The organism is Streptomyces sp. NBC_01264 (genome assembly GCF_026340675.1).
In the GTDB taxonomy this organism is placed as follows: Bacteria; Actinomycetota; Actinomycetes; order Streptomycetales; family Streptomycetaceae; genus Streptomyces.
This window is the reverse complement of the sequence record NZ_JAPEOX010000001.1, coordinates 2082139-2100925: the sequence shown is the minus strand read 5'-3', so window position 1 is coordinate 2100925 and position 18787 is coordinate 2082139. Positions and strand designations below refer to the sequence as shown.

The window sequence follows — 18787 nt, the reverse complement described above, 5'->3', positions numbered from 1 at the left end:
ACCGACATCTGACGAACCGTCAGAAGTCTGTCAGGGAACGCTCGGGAACGCACCCCCGGTGCCGCACTCCTCGCAGGAGTTCTCGGCGAGCCACTTCCGGGCGATCTCGCCCAGCTCCGCGTCCCGCCCGGCCAGCATCATCCGGATCATCTGCGCGTCCCCGCGCAGCGACCACCCCGGATGGCCGAAGCTGGCGGGGTTGTTCCGCTCGATCAGGAAATGCGCCGGCCACGCGGTTCCGTACCCGATCAGGGGGAGCGCGGCGGCATAGCGCTTCCGGCCGCGGGCCAGCCCGTAGGCGGTGAGCGCGAGGCCGGTGAGGGTGCCGGTGAGATGGATCCAGCGGGTGGCGGCGCGGGAGTGCATGGCGACGTAGTAGGGCCAGAACTCCTCGTACGAACTGAATGTCATGCGGGCACGGTACTCAGCGGTGAACGGAGGCGACAGAGACCGGAAAATCGAAATACGAGTCCGGGAACGCCTCCGGTGCGTACGTGAAATGCCACCACTCCTGGGGCAGGTTCGCGAACCCCTGCCGGCCGAGCACGCGCCTGAGGAGATCCCGGTGCTCGCGGGCCGCACCCGTCACCCGCGGGCTGTCGGTGTGCGCGAGCGGATCGAAGTAGTCGAACGGCGTCCCCATGTCGAGGGGCCCCCGGCCGAACTCCGTCAGGGTCACGTCGACGGTGCTGCCGCGGCTGTGCCCGGACCTCTCGGCGATGTACCCCTCCGGAATCAGCCGGTCCTTCGCCACCCCCGGATAGAACTCCGCCTTGGTCGACTGATCGGCCCCGTCCCGGGCCCACCGCACGAACCGGTCGACGGCACGCTGCGGCCGGTAGCAGTCGTACACCAGCAGCGAGTACCCGCGCCGCAGCACCTCGCGCTGCGCCCGCCGCAGCGCCTCGGCGGCGGGCCGGGCGAGCAGGCAGACGGGCTCGTCGTAGCCGTCCACGACCGCCCCGGTGAAATTGCGCGGGGTGGCGTACCGCATCTCCTGCCCGATGCTCGCATCCACCTCGGCCAGGGCCGTGAACCCGCCGCCCGGCGCGGCCCGTTCCGCGGCGGAGCCCGGGGGTGCGACCGCCGGCGCGCCTCCGGCTCCCGCCCCCGGCGCGGCCGCCATCCCGGACGCGGCTCCCGCGGCCGCCGCCCCGGACGCGGCCACCGCCCCCGGCGCGACCGCCGCCAGCAGCACAAGCGCACCGAACCGTCCCGCAACGACCATCATCCGCATGTCCCTTGGCATACCATCGCCGCATGCCGGCGCACCTGAAGGACTCGCACTGCTCCGCCTGTGGAGCCCTGTTCGATTCGGCCGAATGGCCCCGTACCTGCCCCTCGTGCGGCGCGGTCGCCTACCGCAACCCGCTCCCGGTCGCCGTCGCCCTGCTCCCCGTGGAGGACGAGCTCGGCACCGGCCTCGTGGTCATCACCCGCACCATCGAGCCCGCCCTCGGCGCCGTCGCCCTGCCGGGCGGGTTCATGGACTTCGGCGAGGACTGGCGCGAGTCGGTCGTCCGCGAACTGCGCGAGGAGACCGGCATCGACGCCCCGGCCTCCGAGGTCGCCCTCGCCGACACCCTCAGCTCCCCGGCCGGCCATCTGCTCGTCTTCGGTCTCCTGCCCGTCCGCCCGGCCGCGTCCCTTCCCCTGTCCGCGCCGACGGACGAAACGACGGGCTGGCACGTCCTGCGCGGTCCGGAGCCGCTGGCGTTCCCGCTGCACACGACGGTGGCCGGGGCCTGGTTCGAGGGCCGCTACCGCTGACCGCAAGCGGGCCGGTTCCGCTGCCCCCCAACGGGCCGCTGCCGCTCGGCCGTACCGGCCACAGGACCTCACCGTTCGGAGAACGAACCCTTTACCTGCCTTTGATGGCATGCTCCGGTCAAATCCGCGAGGCTTCCCCGCAGCCGTCACCCCCGCGGCTGCCCTCCGGCGCACCCGGACCGGCCGGGCAGTCACCGAGCAGGCCGCAACCCCGGCCGCCTCAAAGGAGTTTCGCGTGAGAGCCACCCCCCACAAGGCCCTCGCGGCGAGTGCGTTCGCCATCGCCGCGCTGCTGGCAGCCGCCCTGCCCGCCACCGCCACCTCGGCGGCAGCCGCGCCCGCCGCCTGCACCCCCGCCCAAGTCGTCGCCAACGGCGGCCTCGAAAGCGGTACGTCACCCTGGACCCAGTCGCAGACCGGCCTGATCACCAACCGCACCGGCCAGAGCGCCCACGGCGGTACCTCCTTCGCCTGGCTGAACGGCGTCGGCAGCACCCACACCGACACGCTCTCTCAGAGCGTCACGATCCCCTCCGGGTGCGACAGTGCGAGCCTCACCTTCTGGATGCACGTCGACACCGCCGAGACGACGACGTCGACCAAGTACGACAAGCTGACGGCGAAGATCGGCGCGACGACGCTGGCGACGTACTCGAACCTCGACAAGAACACCGGATACGTCCAGAAGACCTTCGACGTGTCCGCGTTCGCCGGCCAGACCGTGACCCTCGCCTTCACCGGCACGGAGGACTCCAGCCTCAAGACCAACTTCGTCCTCGACGACATCGCGCTGAACACCTCCGGCGGCACCACCCCGCCCGGGGACTCCACGCGCACCCCGGCCGCCCCCGCCTACACGGTCAGCCTGAGCAGCAACGCCGCCGGCACCGTCTGGACCGGCCACGAGAGCGCCACCTTCACCAACGCCTCGGCGACCCCGCTCAGCGAGGTGTACCTGCGGCTGTGGGACAACTACCACGGGACGTGCGCCGCAATGCCCATCGTGGTCAGCAACGTCACCGGCGGCACGGCGGGTGCCCTGTCCGTCAACTGCACCGCCCTCAAGATCGACCTGCCGGCGCCGCTGACCCAGGGCCAGAGCGCCACGATCGGCTTCGACCTCGGCATAACCCTGCCCAGCGGCGCCGACCGCTTCGGCCACGACGGGGCCTTCGCCTTCGTCGGCAACGCCCTGCCCGTGCTCGCGGTCCGGGACGGAGCGGGCTGGCACCTGGACCCGTACACGAACAACGGCGAGTCCTTCTACTCCCTGGCCTCCGACTTCAGCGTCGCCCTCGACCACCCGAGCAGTCTGCTCGTACCGGCCACGGGCGGATCGGTGGACACCCCGGGCACCAGCGGACGTACGGTGACCACCGCCACCGCCTCCAAGGTGCGCGACTTCGCCTGGGCGGCCGGCCCGTTCACCAAGATCTCCGGCACCTCGGCCGCCGGAACCCCGGTCAACGTCTACTCCGTCTCGGGCATCAGCGCGGCGGACTCCCAGTCGATGCTCACCACGGCCAAGTCCGCCGTGGACGCCCACTCCGCCCGGTTCGGGGCCTACCCGTACGGCGAGCTGGACGCGGTGATCGACAACAACTTCTGGTTCGGCGGCATGGAATACCCCGGGTTCGTCCTCGACCTGGTCAGCACCACGGCGCTCACCCATGAGATCGCCCACCAGTGGTGGTACGGCATCGTCGGCGACGACCAGTACAACAACCCGTGGCTGGACGAGGCGTTCACCGACTACGCCACCGACCTCGCGCAGAACAAGACCGGCGCGAGCTGCTGGAACAGCGTCTCGTGGGCCTCGTCGGCGGAGAAGATCAGCAACTCCATGGCCTACTGGGACACCCACTCCTCCCGGTACTCCACCGTCATCTACGGCTACGGCAAGTGCGCCCTGCACGACCTGCGCAGGGTCCTCGGCGACACCGCCATGGCCAAGCTGCTGAAGGACTACGCGACGTCGCACTGGTACGGAGTCTCCACCACGGCCGAGTTCAAGGCGGCCGCCCAGGCCGCCACGGCCACGGACCTGACCTCGTTCTGGACCACGCACCGCATCGACGGCTGACCCGGACCGGTCCGCCGGGGACGGCGCCCCCGGGCGCCCGCCCCCGGCGGACCGGCACCTCCCGGCCGCGACGACCGCCGCTGCGCCCCGGACCGTCCAGGGCCCGCCGTCTAAGTGCCTACGGGCCCTCGAGCCCCCGCAGCACCACCCCGTCCACCCGCTCCCCGGCCTCGTCCTCCACCGCCACCGCGTCCCCGGCCCACCGCACCACGTACCGTTCCACCACGCCCGGCTCGAAGCCCGGCCCCGGGTCCCGGATCACCACCCCGCCGCCCGTGCGGCCCCGCGCCGGAGCCCACGCCTCCAGGGTCACCGACCCGTCGGCCGCCCGCACCGGCAGCAGCGAGCCGGCCCGTGCCAGCACCGGGATCCGGTCCGCCGGGGCGTCCAGCAGGATCTGGCCCGGGCCCTCGTACGCCCGGCCCGTCGCCGTGTCGTACCAGCGCCCGCGCGGCAGCCGCACCGCCCGCCGGTCCGACCCGCACTCCAGCACCGGCGCCACCAGCAGGGCGTCACCCAGCAGGAAGGCGTCCTCGCAGTCCCGTAGCGCCCGGTCCTCCGGAGCCCCCCACCACAGCGGCCGTACGTACGGCGCCCCGGTCCGCCGTGCCATGTGGGCCAGCGTCACGAAGTACGGGCGCAGCCGCTCCCGTTCCGCCAGGACGGCCCGCGCGGCCCGGGTGGTCTCCTCCCCGAACTCCCAGGGCTCCCTGCGGCCGGCCCAGATCGCCGAGTGCGTCCGGAACAGTGGTAGGTAGGAGCCCAGTTGCAGCCACCGCAGGTACAGCTCCGGTGAGGGGGAGCCCCAGAAGCCGCCGATGTCCGGCCCCGAGTACGGCACCCCGCACAGCCCGAGGCCCAGCACCAGCGCCAGCGAGGCCCGCAGCCCGTCCCAGCTGGTCTCCACGTCACCCGACCACGTGCCCCCGTACCGCTGCATCCCCGCCCACCCCGACCGGGAGAACAGGAACGGCCGCTCGGCCGGGCGCAGCCGTACGAGTCCTTCCCAGCCCGCGCGCGCCATCGCGAGGGCGTACACGTTGTGCGCCTCCCGGTGGTCCCCGCCGGCCCCGTCGAGCACGTGCCGCGCGGAGCGGGGGAGGGTCCGGTCCCCGAACGGGGCGAAGGAGACCGGTTCGTTCATGTCGTGCCAGACCCCGGCAAAGCCCTGCGCGAGCCGCTCCCCGTACAGCCCGCCCCACCACCGCCGCACCTCCGGGTCGGTGAAGTCCGGGTAGGCGCACTCGCCCGGCCACACCTCGCCCCGGACCTCCCGCCCCGCCGCGTCCCGTACGAAGGCCCCGTGCGCGCCGACCGCCAGCCCTGCGGCGTGCAGCGGGTCGCCGGCCTTCACCGCCGGGTCGACGATGGAGACCAGTCGAACGCCGCCGTCCGTCAACTCCCGTGCCAGCCCGGGCAGATCGGGGAACCGCTCGCGGTCCACGGTGAAGACCCGGTGGCCGTCGTAGTGGTCGATGTCCAGATGGACGGCCGACAGCGGCAGCCCCCGCTCGGCGTACCCCGCCACGATCCGGCGTACCTCCGCAGCGCTCCCGAACCCCCACCGCGCGTGCTGGTACCCGAGCGCCCATTCCGGCGGCACTGCGGCCCCGCCCGTCAGCCCGGACCAGCCCTGCAGCACGCGCCCGGGCGGCCCCACGATCACCCAGCACCGCAAGGGGCCGCCCTCCATGCGCAGTTCGCAGGAGCCCGGCCGGTCCGCCCCCGAGCCCGCGCCCTCCTCGCCGTCCCGCAACGCCACCCGCCCGTCCCAGGAGTTGTCGTGGAACACCAGGTGCGTGCCGGCGTCCGCGACCACCAGCTGCACCGGCATCGTGATGTACAGGGGTTCCTCGCCGGAGCCGCCCCCGAACCCCCCTTTGGGATCGGTGTTCCACAGCCGGTAGCTCCCGTCCCGCAACCGCGGCCCCACCGCCCGCCCACCCAGCCCGAACACCCGCGCGTCCGCCGCCACCTCACTCCGCAACAGCCACCGCGCCCCGCCGCCGCCCGGCGTTCCGCTGCCGCCCGGCGTTCCGCTGCCGCCCGGGGCTCCGCTGCCGCCCGCGGCCCCGCTGCCGCCCGGGGCTCCGACTCCGCCTGCGGCCCCGCTGCCGCCCGGGGCTCCCACGCCGCCTGCGGCCCCGACTCCGCCGGCGGCCCCGACTCCGCCAGGGCCGCCGACTCCGCCCGTGCTGCTGCCGGCCCCGCCCGCCCCGTCGGCGCCGTCCCCACCGGCCGCACGACCCGCGGACCCGGCGGAGCCGACCGGCTCCCACCACCGCGGCGGCAGATCCCGTCGCAGCACCGTCCCGCCGGGGGTGCGCACCTCCACCGCCCCGTGCCGGGACACCGCCACCGTCACCCGCTCCGACACCACCCGCCAGCCGCCGTCGGTGTCCGGCTCCAGCTCGGCGCGCGGATCCGGCTCCGGTCCGCTGCCCACCACCGCGTACGAGGGCGTCGGCGCGGCACCGTCCCAGCCCCAGAACACCGCCCCGCCCACGGTGACCCGGATCAGCAGTTCCGAACGGGTGAACCGGAGCACCCCACCGCCCGGCAGGGCCTCCGTACCGGTCAGCAGACCCGGCACGCGAGCCCGCTCCGCGCCCCGGGGTGCGAGCCCCGCGGCGTCCGCGCGCCGGTTGCGCCACGCGGAGCGCAGAGCGCGCCGCCCCCGCTCGCCGCCGAGGTCCTTCACCGCACGTACCAGCCCACGACCGTCCATGGCGCCACCCTGCCACCGCGACCCGCCCCACAAGGCGCCGTTCAACTGCCGTTCACCCGCAAAAGGATCACGGCCGACCGTCGATGACGGCTCTGGTGCGGATGTCGATCACATGGCATCGTCCCAGTGAGCCCCCGTGCGCACACCCCGCGCGCGGTGGCACCGTACGAAGTCCACACGCCACACGCCACACCACACGCCAGACCACGCCACGCCCACGAGGCGCGAACCGCAGACGTGACCGGGAGCCGACGCATGACCGCAGCAGCCACCTCCTCCGAGCCCCTCTGGTCCCCGGGCCCCGACCGGATCGCCGCGGCCCGGATCACCGCCTTCCAGGCCTGGGCCGCCGAACACCACGGCGCCCCCGCGGACGGCGGCTACCCGGCCCTGCACAGCTGGTCCGTCGACGAGCTGGACACCTTCTGGCAGGCCGTCGCCGAGTGGTTCGACGTCCGCTTCACCACCCCGTACGAGGCCGTCCTCGCGGACCGGTCCATGCCCGGCGCGGTCTGGTTCGAGGGCGCCACCCTCAACTACGCCGAGCACGCCCTGCGCGCCGCCGAGGACCCGGCCCGCGCCGCCGACGCGGCGCTGCTGCACGTGGACGAGACCCACGAGCCCACCCCCGTCACCTGGGCCGAGCTCCGCCGCCAGGTCGGCGCGCTCGCCGCCGAACTGCGCGCCCTGGGCGTGCGCCCCGGCGACCGGGTCAGCGGCTACCTCCCCAACATCCCCGAGGCCGTCACCGCGCTCCTCGCCACCGCCGCCGTCGGCGCCGTCTGGACCTCCTGCGCCCCCGATTTCGGCGCCCGCAGCGTCCTGGACCGCTTCCAGCAGGTGGAGCCGGTGGTCCTCTTCACCGTCGACGGCTACCGCTACGGCGGCAAGGAGCACGACCGCCGCGACACCGTCGCCGAACTGCGCGCCGAGCTACCCTCGCTGCGCGCCGTCGTGCACATCCCGCTCCTCGGTACCCCGGCGCCCGCGGGCGCCCTCGACTGGTCGGCGCTCACCGCGGGCGAGACGGAGCCGGTCTTCGAACCGGTCCCCTTCGACCACCCGCTCTGGGTCCTCTACTCCTCCGGCACCACCGGCCTGCCCAAGGCCATCGTCCAGTCGCAGGGCGGCATCCTCCTCGAACACCTCAAGCAGCTCGGCCTGCAGTGCGACCTGGGCCCCGAGGACCGCTTCTTCTGGTACACCTCCACCGGCTGGATGATGTGGAACTTCCTCGTCTCCGGCCTGCTCACCGGAACCACCGTCGTCCTCTACGACGGCAGCCCCGGCTTCCCCGACACCGGCGCCCAGTGGCGCATCGCGGAGCGGACGAAGGCCACCCTCTACGGAACCTCCGCCGCCTACGTGATGGCCTGCCGCAAGGCGGAGGTCCACCCCTCCCGCGACTTCGACCTCTCCTCGGTCAAGTGCGTGGCCACCACCGGATCCCCGCTGCCGCCCGACGGCTTCCGCTGGCTCCACGACGAGGTGGCGGAGGACCTCTGGATCGCCTCCGTCAGCGGCGGCACCGACGTCTGCAGCTGCTTCGCGGGCGCCGTCCCCACGCTCCCGGTCCACATCGGCGAGCTCCAGGCCGCCTGCCTGGGCACGGACCTCCAGGCCTGGGACCCCTCCGGCAAGCCCGTCACCGGCGAGGTCGGCGAGCTCGTCGTCACCAACCCCATGCCCTCCATGCCGATCCGCTTCTGGAACGACCCGGACGGCAGCCGCTACCGCGACAGCTACTTCGAGATGTTCCCCGGCGTCTGGCGCCACGGGGACTGGATCACGATCACCGATCACGGCTCCGTCGTCATCCACGGCCGCTCCGACTCCACCCTGAACCGCCAGGGCGTCCGGATGGGCTCCGCGGACATCTACGAGGCCGTCGAGCGCCTACCCGAGATCAAGGAATCCCTGGTCATCGGCCTGGAGGAGCCGAACGGCGGGTACTGGATGCCGCTCTTCGTCCACCTCGTGCCCGGCGCCGTACTCGACGACGCCCTCCGCACCAGGATCAAGGCGACGATCCGCGAGGAACTCTCCCCGCGCCACGTCCCCGACGAGATCATCGAGGTCCCGGGCATCCCCCACACCCTCACTGGCAAGCGCATCGAGGTCCCGGTCAAGCGCCTCCTCCAAGGCGCCCCCATGGCGAAGGCGGTCAACCCCGGCTCGGTCGACAACCTGGACCTCCTGCACTTCTACGAGGAGCTCGCCCGCACCCGCGGCTGACGCGAGCGGCCACTGTCAGTGGCGATGATTACTCTGAGTGAGCAAGCGATCGCGTCACTCAGGGGGAACCATGCGCCGCTCGAACCAAACCGGAACGCCCACTGGAACCCGCACCACCCCACCGCGCCCCGCCCGCTCCGGCAGGCGCCGCACCCTGCGCCGCGAAGTCCCCAGCACCGTCGGCCTCCTGGCCGACGCCGGGGACTTCGCGGCCATGCGCGGGTACCGCAGCTTCGCCTTCGACGACCACCGCGACTACCTGGACCACGTGGACCGGCTGCTCCGCTCCCTCGCGGCCCAGGGCATCCACACCACGGTCGCCCTCTTCGACCCGGTGGAGTACGCCGACTTCTGCGCGGACCGCGGACTGGACCCGGACAGCCCCGGGTCCCGCACCCGATTCACCGCCGAGCTGGGCGGCGCCACCGGCGGCCTCCCGTATGCCGGCCAGCCCATCGACGAACTGGTCCCGCTCCTCATGGACGCGGCTGTCCGCCAGGCCACCTGGGAGTACGCGAGCTCGCTCCTGGCCGAAGTGGGACGCTGCGCCGACTGCGGGGAGGACATCGGGACCGCCTCCCTGGAGCGCGCCGCCGAGGCGCTGCGACGCCTGGTGGACGGGGCCGGCCCGGGCCACCACCACCTGGTGTGCAGCGTCCCGGCGCAGGAAGAACAGCTCGTGGCGGTCCTGCACGTCGACACCGGCGACGGCCCCCGCGGCCGGCCCCGGGTGGACGGCCGCGACGGCCTGGACTTCGTGACCGTACTCGCCGCGGGCCTGGCCCTCGGCGGACCCGGGGGACTGGTCCTGCGCACCACCACCGAGGGGGACCGGGACCGCGTCCACGGCTGGCGCCTGGACCGCGGCCGCCTCGTACCCCTCTCGGCAGCGGCCGTCTTCAACGCCTACTGCACCGACGCCGACACCGGGGAGCCCGTGGGCCCCGAGCCCGGCGTCGAGTACTGCCCCGGCTACGAGGTGGACGCACCGAGCCCGCACCACTGAGCCGGCCACACCCCACCCCGCCCACCCGGCAACGGCCGAGGGGCCCCCGCCACCGGCGAAGGCCCCTCGAGCGCGGTTCTCCTGTCCGACTACTCGCCGGAGAGCACTGCCTGGGCTGCCACCCGGGCCTCCTCGGCGCTGTCCGCGGCGCGCGCGGCGGCAGCCGCACGCTCGCACTGCGCGAGGGAGTACTTGGCCAGCGTCGCCCGCACGTAGGGAATCGAAGCGGCACCCATCGAAAGGGAGGTGACACCCAGACCCGTCAGCACACAGGCCAGCAGCGGGTCGGAGGCGGCCTCGCCACAGACGCCGCAGCTCTTGCCCTCGGCCTTGGCGGCCTCGGCCGACATGGCGATCAGGTCGAGTAGCGCGGGCTGCCACGGGTCCTGCAGCCGCGATACGGCACCGACCTGACGGTCGGCTGCGAAGGCGTACTGCGCCAGGTCGTTGGTGCCCAGCGAGAGGAACTCGACCTCCTGGAGGATCGAGCGCGCCCGCAGCGCGGCGGAGGGGATCTCCACCATCGCACCGAACTTCGCCTTGAGACCGGCCTCGCGGCACGCGTCCGCGAACGCCTTGGCGTCGATGCGGTCGGCCACCATCGGGGCCATGACCTCGAGGTAGACCGGCAGCCCCTCGGAGGCCTTGGCCAGCGCGGTGAGCTGGGTACGCAGCACGTCCGGGTGGTCGAGCAGCGAACGCAGGCCACGGACACCCAGAGCCGGGTTCGGCTCATCGGCCGGGGTCAGGAAGTCCAGCGGCTTGTCAGCGCCGGCATCCAGGACGCGTACGACGACACGACCCTCGGGGAAGGCTTCGAGGACCTTGCGGTACGACTCGACCTGCTTCTCCTCGGTCGGCGCGTGCTTGCTGTCGTCCAGGAAGAGGAACTCGGTGCGGAACAGGCCCACACCCTCGGCCCCGGCGTCGACAGCGGCCGGCACGTCCGCCGGACCGCCGATGTTGGCGAGCAGCGGCACCTTGTGACCGTCGGACGTCGCGCCCGGACCGGAAGACGCGGAGAGAGCGGCCTTGCGCTCGGCGGCCGCGGCCTCCAGCTCGGTCCGCTTCGCCGCGCTCGGCTCCACGAACAGGTCGCCGGTGCTGCCGTCCACGGCGATGACCGTACCCTCGGCGATCTCACCGGCACCCGGCAGCGCCACGATGGCCGGTACGCCCAGCGCCCGCGCGAGGATCGCGCTGTGGCTGGTCGGGCCGCCTTCCTCGGTCACGAAACCGAGGACGAGCGCCGGGTCGAGCAGAGCGGTGTCGGCCGGAGCCAGGTCCCGCGCGATCAGTACGTACGGCTCGTCGCTGTCGGGCACACCCGGCATCGGCACACCGAGCAGGCGCGCGACGATGCGGTTGCGCACGTCGTCCAGGTCGGCCACGCGGCCGGCCATGTACTCACCGGCACCGGCGAGCAGGTCACGGTAGGCGGCGAACGCGTCGTACACACCGCGCTCGGCGGTGCTGCCGACGGCGATCCGCCGGTCGACGTCCGCCATGAGCTCGGGGTCCGTGGCGATCATCGCCTGGGCCTCGAGCACGTGCTGGGCCTCGCCACCGGCCAACTGGCCCCGGGCGATCAGGTCGGCCGATACAGCTTCCACGGCCTGACGGGCGCGCCCCTGTTCGCGCTCCGCCTCGTCCGCGGTGATCTGCTTCGCCGGCGGTTCGAGAACCGCCGTGCCCATGTGCCGAACCTCGCCGATCGCCACACCGTGGCTCACGCCGACGCCTCGCAGCGTTGTCTCCATTTCACCTGTCTCCGATTGAGCGGCGGGTCCACCCGCCGCGTTGGATGTGCCAGTGCGTCTAGAAGGCGAAGGTCACTGCCAGCCGAAGAGGGAGTCCCCGGCCTTGACGTCTCCGGCCTCGACCACGCCGGACAGGGAGTCGGCAGTCGCTTCAAGTGCCACGACGGGGCAGATGGGGGACTTTCCGGCGGCCTCGACCGCGGCGGGGTCCCAACGAATGACCTCCTGGCCGCGGGTCACGGTGTCGCCCTTGTTGACGAGCAGCTCGAAGCCCTCGCCGTTGAGCTGAACGGTGTCGATGCCCAGGTGCGTGAGAACACCGTGGCCCTCGCTGTCGACTACGACGTACGCGTGCGGGTGCAGGGAGACGACTACACCGTCTACGGGCGACACCGCCGCCGAAGGCTCGCGCACGGGATCAATGGCGGTGCCCGGTCCCACCATCGCGCCGGAGAACACCGGATCGGGCACTGCCGCGAGTCCGATGGCGGTCCCGGCAAGTGGGGACGTCACGCTGGTCATGGGGGCCTCCCAGGGGTGGGGCTTCGTCGTGGCGCCGTCACTACCTGTCGCGAACGGCGTACTCTCCAGAAGGATAAGTCACGAGATGTTCGGGTTCGCCCGATGTTGGTCCCGAACTGGACTGGTCCTTCGGCACGGAGACTAGTGGACTAGACCGGTGGACTAGACCATACGCCTGAATCGATTTGCCTGGGCCCAGGTGGACCTGTACTGTCGTGACTCCCGCCAGGGCGCCCCGCGTGAACATTTCGCGAACGGCCGATGGACGGGACTCCTCTTCTCTCTAGTTCTGATCTTGATCCTGCCTTCTTTTCGCATGCCTATTCGGCAAAGCGGAGGGTGGTCAGAGGGAAAGAAAAGGACTGATAGAGTCGAACTCGCCGGAAAGGGAAACGCGAAAGCGAAGAACTGGAAGGCGGAAAACAAGCGAGACAGACTCTGATAGAGTCTGAAACGCAAGAACAGAACGAAAAGCCCGGAGGAAAGCCCGAGAGGGTGAGTACAAAGGAAGCGTCCGTTCCTTGAGAACTCAACAGCGTGCCAAAAATCAACGCCAAAAAGTTGATACCCCGTCCATTTCGGTGGATGAGGTTCCTTTGAAAAAGACCTGTGAGGTCGCGGTTCTGCCGTGATGCTTGCAGGCAATTACACAGCGAGGACGCAGTGGACGGTCGGTCTTATTCCGACATGACTGTCCCGCTCTAAGTGCGTGTGCACCCGATTACGGGTAAACATTCATGGAGAGTTTGATCCTGGCTCAGGACGAACGCTGGCGGCGTGCTTAACACATGCAAGTCGAACGATGAAGCCCTTCGGGGTGGATTAGTGGCGAACGGGTGAGTAACACGTGGGCAATCTGCCCTTCACTCTGGGACAAGCCCTGGAAACGGGGTCTAATACCGGATAACACTCCTGCCTGCATGGGCGGGGGTTAAAAGCTCCGGCGGTGAAGGATGAGCCCGCGGCCTATCAGCTTGTTGGTGGGGTAATGGCCCACCAAGGCGACGACGGGTAGCCGGCCTGAGAGGGCGACCGGCCACACTGGGACTGAGACACGGCCCAGACTCCTACGGGAGGCAGCAGTGGGGAATATTGCACAATGGGCGAAAGCCTGATGCAGCGACGCCGCGTGAGGGATGACGGCCTTCGGGTTGTAAACCTCTTTCAGCAGGGAAGAAGCGAAAGTGACGGTACCTGCAGAAGAAGCGCCGGCTAACTACGTGCCAGCAGCCGCGGTAATACGTAGGGCGCAAGCGTTGTCCGGAATTATTGGGCGTAAAGAGCTCGTAGGCGGCTTGTCACGTCGGATGTGAAAGCCCGAGGCTTAACCTCGGGTCTGCATTCGATACGGGCTAGCTAGAGTGTGGTAGGGGAGATCGGAATTCCTGGTGTAGCGGTGAAATGCGCAGATATCAGGAGGAACACCGGTGGCGAAGGCGGATCTCTGGGCCATTACTGACGCTGAGGAGCGAAAGCGTGGGGAGCGAACAGGATTAGATACCCTGGTAGTCCACGCCGTAAACGTTGGGAACTAGGTGTTGGCGACATTCCACGTCGTCGGTGCCGCAGCTAACGCATTAAGTTCCCCGCCTGGGGAGTACGGCCGCAAGGCTAAAACTCAAAGGAATTGACGGGGGCCCGCACAAGCAGCGGAGCATGTGGCTTAATTCGACGCAACGCGAAGAACCTTACCAAGGCTTGACATATACCGGAAAGCATTAGAGATGGTGCCCCCCTTGTGGTCGGTATACAGGTGGTGCATGGCTGTCGTCAGCTCGTGTCGTGAGATGTTGGGTTAAGTCCCGCAACGAGCGCAACCCTTGTCCTGTGTTGCCAGCATGCCCTTCGGGGTGATGGGGACTCACAGGAGACCGCCGGGGTCAACTCGGAGGAAGGTGGGGACGACGTCAAGTCATCATGCCCCTTATGTCTTGGGCTGCACACGTGCTACAATGGCCGGTACAATGAGCTGCGATACCGTGAGGTGGAGCGAATCTCAAAAAGCCGGTCTCAGTTCGGATTGGGGTCTGCAACTCGACCCCATGAAGTCGGAGTTGCTAGTAATCGCAGATCAGCATTGCTGCGGTGAATACGTTCCCGGGCCTTGTACACACCGCCCGTCACGTCACGAAAGTCGGTAACACCCGAAGCCGGTGGCCCAACCCGTAAGGGAGGGAGCTGTCGAAGGTGGGACTGGCGATTGGGACGAAGTCGTAACAAGGTAGCCGTACCGGAAGGTGCGGCTGGATCACCTCCTTTCTAAGGAGCACAGTACCGATTGCAGACAAACGTTCTGCACGGTCAGCTCAGGGTGGAACGTTGATTAGTTGGCACGGTTTCCTGGATGGATCACAAGTACTGCTTCGGCGTGGAAAGTGACTCACTGACGGGGGATCGTGCTTGGCACGTTGTTGGGTATCTGAGGGTACGGCCGTAAGGTCTTATCTTCGTGATGCCGGCCCCAGTGAACTTCGCCTTTTGGGTGAGGGTGATGGGTGACTGGTCGTTGCTTGAGAACTACACAGTGGACGCGAGCATCTGTAGGCCAAGTTTTTAAGGGCGCACGGTGGATGCCTTGGCACCAGGAACCGATGAAGGACGTGAGAGGCCGCGATAGGCCCCGGGGAGCTGCCAACTGAGCTTTGATCCGGGGGTGTCCGAATGGGGAAACCCGGCAGTCGTCATGGGCTGTCACCCACTGCTGAACACATAGGCAGTGTGGAGGGAACGCGGGGAAGTGAAACATCTCAGTACCCGCAGGAAGAGAAAACAACCGTGATTCCGGGAGTAGTGGCGAGCGAAACCGGATGAGGCCAAACCGTATGCGTGTGATACCCGGCAGGGGTTGCGTATGCGGGGTTGTGGGAATTCTTTTGATCGGTCTGCCGGCCGGTCGGCGAGTCAGAAACCGTTGATGTAGTCGAAGGACATGCGAAAGGTCCGGCGTAGAGGGTAAGACCCCCGTAGACGAAACATCAGCGGCTTGCTTAAGAATCTCCCAAGTAGCACGGGGCCCGAGAAATCCCGTGTGAATCTGGCGGGACCACCCGCTAAGCCTAAATATTCCCTGGTGACCGATAGCGGATAGTACCGTGAGGGAATGGTGAAAAGTACCGCGGGAGCGGAGTGAAATAGTACCTGAAACCGTGTGCCTACAAGCCGTGGGAGCGTCGCTCATTGAGTTTACTCAATGGGTCGTGACTGCGTGCCTTTTGAAGAATGAGCCTGCGAGTTAGCGGTGTGTAGCGAGGTTAACCCGTGTGGGGAAGCCGTAGCGAAAGCGAGTCCGAATAGGGCGATTGAGTTGCACGCTCTAGACCCGAAGCGGAGTGATCTAGCCATGGGCAGGTTGAAGCGGAGGTAAGACTTCGTGGAGGACCGAACCCACCAGGGTTGAAAACCTGGGGGATGACCTGTGGTTAGGGGTGAAAGGCCAATCAAACTCCGTGATAGCTGGTTCTCCCCGAAATGCATTTAGGTGCAGCGTCACGTGTTTCTTGCCGGAGGTAGAGCACTGGATAGGCGATGGGCCCTACCGGGTTACTGACCTTAGCCAAACTCCGAATGCCGGTAAGTGAGAGCGTGGCAGTGAGACTGTGGGGGATAAGCTCCATGGTCGAGAGGGAAACAGCCCAGAGCATCGACTAAGGCCCCTAAGCGTACGCTAAGTGGGAAAGGATGTGGAGTCGCAGAGACAACCAGGAGGTTGGCTTAGAAGCAGCCACCCTTGAAAGAGTGCGTAATAGCTCACTGGTCAAGTGATTCCGCGCCGACAATGTAGCGGGGCTCAAGCGTACCGCCGAAGTCGTGTCATTGCAGCAATAGGGCCAACGCCCGCTGTGATGGGTAGGGGAGCGTCGTGTGCCGGGTGAAGCAGCAGCGGAAGCTAGTTGTGGACGGTTCACGAGTGAGAATGCAGGCATGAGTAGCGATACACACGTGAGAAACGTGTGCGCCGATTGACTAAGGGTTCCTGGGTCAAGCTGATCTGCCCAGGGTAAGTCGGGACCTAAGGCGAGGCCGACAGGCGTAGTCGATGGACAACCGGTTGATATTCCGGTACCCGCTTTGAAACGCCCAATATCGAATCAGGCGATGCTAAGCCCGTGAAGCCGTTCCGGACCCTTCGGGGAAAGGAAAGTGGTGGAGCCGGCGAACCAGACTTGTAGTAGGTAAGCGATGGGGTGACGCAGGAAGGTAGTCCAGCCCGGGCGGTGGTAGTCCCGGGGTAAGGGTGTAGGCCGAGGGGTAGGCAAATCCGTCCCTCATATAAGGCTGAGACCTGATGCCGAGCCGATTGTGGTGAAGTGGATGATCCTATGCTGTCGAGAAAAGCCTCTAGCGAGTTTCATGGCGGCCCGTACCCTAAACCGACTCAGGTGGTCAGGTAGAGAATACCGAGGCGTTCGGGTGAACTATGGTTAAGGAACTCGGCAAAATGCCCCCGTAACTTCGGGAGAAGGGGGGCCAGTCCTGGTGATCGGATTTACTCCGTGAGCTGGGGGTGGCCGCAGAGACCAGCGAGAAGCGACTGTTTACTAAAAACACAGGTCCGTGCGAAGCCGTAAGGCGATGTATACGGACTGACGCCTGCCCGGTGCTGGAACGTTAAGGGGACCGGTTAGTTATATTTCGGTGTGGCGAAGCTGAGAACTTAAGCGCCAGTAAACGGCGGTGGTAACTATAACCATCCTAAGGTAGCGAAATTCCTTGTCGGGTAAGTTCCGACCTGCACGAATGGCGTAACGACTTCTCGACTGTCTCAACCATAGGCCCGGTGAAATTGCACTACGAGTAAAGATGCTCGTTTCGCGCAGCAGGACGGAAAGACCCCGGGACCTTTACTATAGTTTGATATTGGTGTTCGGTTCGGCTTGTGTAGGATAGGTGGGAGACTTTGAAGCGGCCACGCCAGTGGTTGTGGAGTCGTCGTTGAAATACCACTCTGGTCGTGCTGGATGTCTAACCTCGGTCCGTGATCCGGATCAGGGACAGTGTCTGATGGGTAGTTTAACTGGGGCGGTTGCCTCCCAAAAAGTAACGGAGGCGCCCAAAGGTTCCCTCAGCCTGGTTGGCAATCAGGTGTTGAGTGTAAGTGCACAAGGGAGCTTGACTGTGAGACCGACGGGTCGAGCAGGGACGAAAGTCGGGACTAGTGATCCGGCGGTGGCTTGTGGAAGCGCCGTCGCTCAACGGATAAAAGGTACCCCGGGGATAACAGGCTGATCTTCCCCAAGAGTCCATATCGACGGGATGGTTTGGCACCTCGATGTCGGCTCGTCGCATCCTGGGGCTGGAGTCGGTCCCAAGGGTTGGGCTGTTCGCCCATTAAAGCGGTACGCGAGCTGGGTTTAGAACGTCGTGAGACAGTTCGGTCCCTATCCGCTGTGCGCGTAGGAATATTGAGAAGGGCTGTCCCTAGTACGAGAGGACCGGGACGGACGAACCTCTGGTGTGCCAGTTGTCCTGCCAAGGGCATGGCTGGTTGGCTACGTTCGGGAGGGATAACCGCTGAAAGCATCTAAGCGGGAAGCCTGCTTCAAGATGAGTATTCCCACCTCCTTGAGAGGGTAAGGCTCCCAGTAGACGACTGGGTTGATAGGCCAGATGTGGAAGCCCGGTAACGGGTGGAGCTGACTGGTACTAATAGGCCGAGGGCTTGTCCTCAGTTGCTCGCGTCCACTGTGTTAGTTCTGAAGTAACGAACTACGTTGTCAATGTGACAGCATATCCGGTTGGTTAACTTCATAGTGTTTCGGTGGTCATAGCGTTAGGGAAACGCCCGGTTTACATTCCGAACCCGGAAGCTAAGCCTTTCAGCGCCGATGGTACTGCAGGGGGGACCCTGTGGGAGAGTAGGACGCCGCCGAACAATCATTGTGGGAAAGCCCCGCACCAGCCCTTCAGGGTTCGGTGCGGGGCTTTTCTGCGTTTACGGACCGGTGCACCGGCTCCTGTAGGGTCAGGGGGCATCGTTCGACATTTCTACAGTCACAGTGGAGGCCCCCGGGTGGAGGTCCAGGAGACTCGGGTTCAGACTGACCGAATTTTCACCATTCCGAACATCCTGAGCATGGCGCGCCTCGCAGGCGTACCCCTGTTCCTGTGGCTGATCCTGGCCGAGCACGACGGCTGGGCTCTCGCCGTCCTCATGCTCAGCGGGATCAGCGACTACCTCGACGGGAAGCTGGCGCGGCGCTGGAATCAGATCAGCAGCCTCGGCCGGCTGCTGGACCCCGCCGCGGACCGGCTCTACATCCTGTCCACCCTGTTCGGTCTCACGTACCGCGAGATCCTGCCGCTCTGGCTCACCGGGGCGCTGCTCGCGCGCGAGCTGATGCTGCTGGTCATGGTCTGGATCCTGCGCCGGCACGGCTATCCGCCGCCCCAGGTCAACTTCCTCGGGAAGGCCGCGACCTTCAACCTGATGTACGCGTTCCCCTTCCTCCTGGTGAGCACCTGGTCGGGTTGGTTGGCCTGGATGGGGTCAGTTTTCGGATGGGCGTTCGCCGGATGGGGTACAACCCTCTATTGGTGGGCAGGAGTCCTTTACGTGGTACAAGTCCGCCGGCTGGTGAAGGCGGACGCCACGGCCGATTGAGCTCGCTCGGCGTGACTGACGCGGGGGAGTGGTCCAGTCACCGTCCGAGACGGGTGAGGTCGGCTATACGCCGTCTCTCGAG

General features: G+C 67.6%; 10 protein-coding genes and 3 rRNA genes. 8 read left to right on the top strand and 5 right to left on the bottom strand.

What is annotated here, in order from left to right; all coding sequences use genetic code 11:
- Positions 1 to 30 precede the first annotated feature (30 nt).
- Both OG435_RS09560 and OG435_RS09555 read right to left on the bottom strand, forming a co-directional pair.
- Complete coding sequence (locus OG435_RS09560; protein ID WP_266876393.1) at positions 31 to 411, bottom strand: DUF962 domain-containing protein; 381 nt, start codon at positions 409 to 411, stop codon at positions 31 to 33.
- 13 nt (positions 412 to 424) lie between these two features.
- Positions 425 to 1228, bottom strand: a complete 804-nt coding sequence (locus OG435_RS09555) for a M15 family metallopeptidase (RefSeq protein ID WP_430625746.1) — start codon at positions 1226 to 1228, stop codon at positions 425 to 427.
- A gap of 32 nt (positions 1229 to 1260) precedes the next feature.
- Between OG435_RS09555 and OG435_RS09550 the strand changes: the two genes are divergently transcribed.
- Positions 1261 to 1770 carry an NUDIX domain-containing protein gene (locus tag OG435_RS09550; RefSeq protein ID WP_266876392.1) on the top strand — a complete coding sequence of 170 codons (510 nt, stop codon included), beginning with the start codon at positions 1261 to 1263 and terminating at the stop codon, positions 1768 to 1770.
- Between the two features lie 235 nt (positions 1771 to 2005).
- A complete protein-coding gene (locus OG435_RS09545; protein WP_266876390.1) occupies positions 2006 to 3853 on the top strand; it encodes a M1 family aminopeptidase in 1848 nt (615 codons plus the stop codon).
- Positions 3854 to 3971: 118 nt separating this feature from the next.
- Here OG435_RS09545 and OG435_RS09540 read toward each other — a convergent pair whose 3' ends face one another.
- Complete coding sequence (locus OG435_RS09540) at positions 3972 to 6581, bottom strand: glycoside hydrolase family 31 protein (RefSeq protein ID WP_266876389.1); 2610 nt, start codon at positions 6579 to 6581, stop codon at positions 3972 to 3974.
- Between the two features lie 255 nt (positions 6582 to 6836).
- Between OG435_RS09540 and OG435_RS09535 the strand changes: the two genes are divergently transcribed.
- Together OG435_RS09535 and OG435_RS09530 are read left to right on the top strand one after the other, a co-directional pair.
- Positions 6837 to 8816: an acetoacetate--CoA ligase gene (locus tag OG435_RS09535; RefSeq protein ID WP_266876388.1), complete on the top strand. Its 1980-nt coding sequence runs from the start codon at positions 6837 to 6839 to the stop codon at positions 8814 to 8816.
- Between the two features lie 70 nt (positions 8817 to 8886).
- Positions 8887 to 9822, top strand: a complete 936-nt coding sequence (locus OG435_RS09530) for a hypothetical protein (RefSeq protein WP_266876387.1) — start codon at positions 8887 to 8889, stop codon at positions 9820 to 9822.
- Positions 9823 to 9911: 89 nt separating this feature from the next.
- Here the strand turns inward: OG435_RS09530 and ptsP are convergent, their stop codons facing one another.
- Positions 9912 to 11582, bottom strand: a complete 1671-nt coding sequence (gene ptsP / locus OG435_RS09525) for a phosphoenolpyruvate--protein phosphotransferase (RefSeq protein WP_266876386.1) — start codon at positions 11580 to 11582, stop codon at positions 9912 to 9914.
- A gap of 72 nt (positions 11583 to 11654) precedes the next feature.
- Positions 11655 to 12104, bottom strand: a complete 450-nt coding sequence (locus OG435_RS09520; protein WP_266876385.1) for a PTS sugar transporter subunit IIA — start codon at positions 12102 to 12104, stop codon at positions 11655 to 11657.
- 734 nt (positions 12105 to 12838) lie between these two features.
- On the opposite strand from OG435_RS09520, the gene OG435_RS09515 reads away from it, so the two are divergent.
- The 4 genes from OG435_RS09515 (at position 12839) to OG435_RS09500 (ending at position 18705) form a co-directional block, all read left to right on the top strand.
- Positions 12839 to 14363: ribosomal RNA gene (locus tag OG435_RS09515) — 16S ribosomal RNA — on the top strand.
- A 284-nt stretch (positions 14364 to 14647) separates the two neighbouring features.
- Positions 14648 to 17771, top strand: a 23S ribosomal RNA gene (locus tag OG435_RS09510).
- Between the two features lie 87 nt (positions 17772 to 17858).
- Positions 17859 to 17976 (top strand): 5S ribosomal RNA (rrf, locus tag OG435_RS09505).
- The 16S, 23S and 5S rRNA genes sit together here, the layout of an rRNA operon.
- 138 nt (positions 17977 to 18114) lie before the next feature.
- On the top strand, positions 18115 to 18705 hold the full coding sequence (locus tag OG435_RS09500; protein ID WP_250745186.1) for a CDP-alcohol phosphatidyltransferase family protein: 591 nt from the start codon (positions 18115 to 18117) through the stop codon (positions 18703 to 18705).
- Positions 18706 to 18787 lie beyond the last annotated feature (82 nt).

Bases quoted from the DNA above. Each gene is read 5' to 3' on its own strand.
- OG435_RS09560 (WP_266876393.1), bottom strand. From the start codon at position 411: ATGACATTCAGTTCGTACGAGGAGTTCTGGCCCTACTACGTCGCCATG.
- OG435_RS09555 (WP_430625746.1), bottom strand. From the start codon at position 1,228: ATGGTCGTTGCGGGACGGTTCGGTGCGCTTGTGCTGCTGGCGGCGGTC.
- OG435_RS09550 (WP_266876392.1), top strand. From the start codon at position 1,261: ATGCCGGCGCACCTGAAGGACTCGCACTGCTCCGCCTGTGGAGCCCTG.
- OG435_RS09540 (WP_266876389.1), bottom strand. From the start codon at position 6,581: ATGGACGGTCGTGGGCTGGTACGTGCGGTGAAGGACCTCGGCGGCGAG.
- OG435_RS09535 (WP_266876388.1), top strand. From the start codon at position 6,837: ATGACCGCAGCAGCCACCTCCTCCGAGCCCCTCTGGTCCCCGGGCCCC.
- OG435_RS09530 (WP_266876387.1), top strand. From the start codon at position 8,887: ATGCGCCGCTCGAACCAAACCGGAACGCCCACTGGAACCCGCACCACC.
- ptsP (WP_266876386.1), bottom strand. From the start codon at position 11,582: ATGGAGACAACGCTGCGAGGCGTCGGCGTGAGCCACGGTGTGGCGATC.
- OG435_RS09520 (WP_266876385.1), bottom strand. From the start codon at position 12,104: ATGACCAGCGTGACGTCCCCACTTGCCGGGACCGCCATCGGACTCGCG.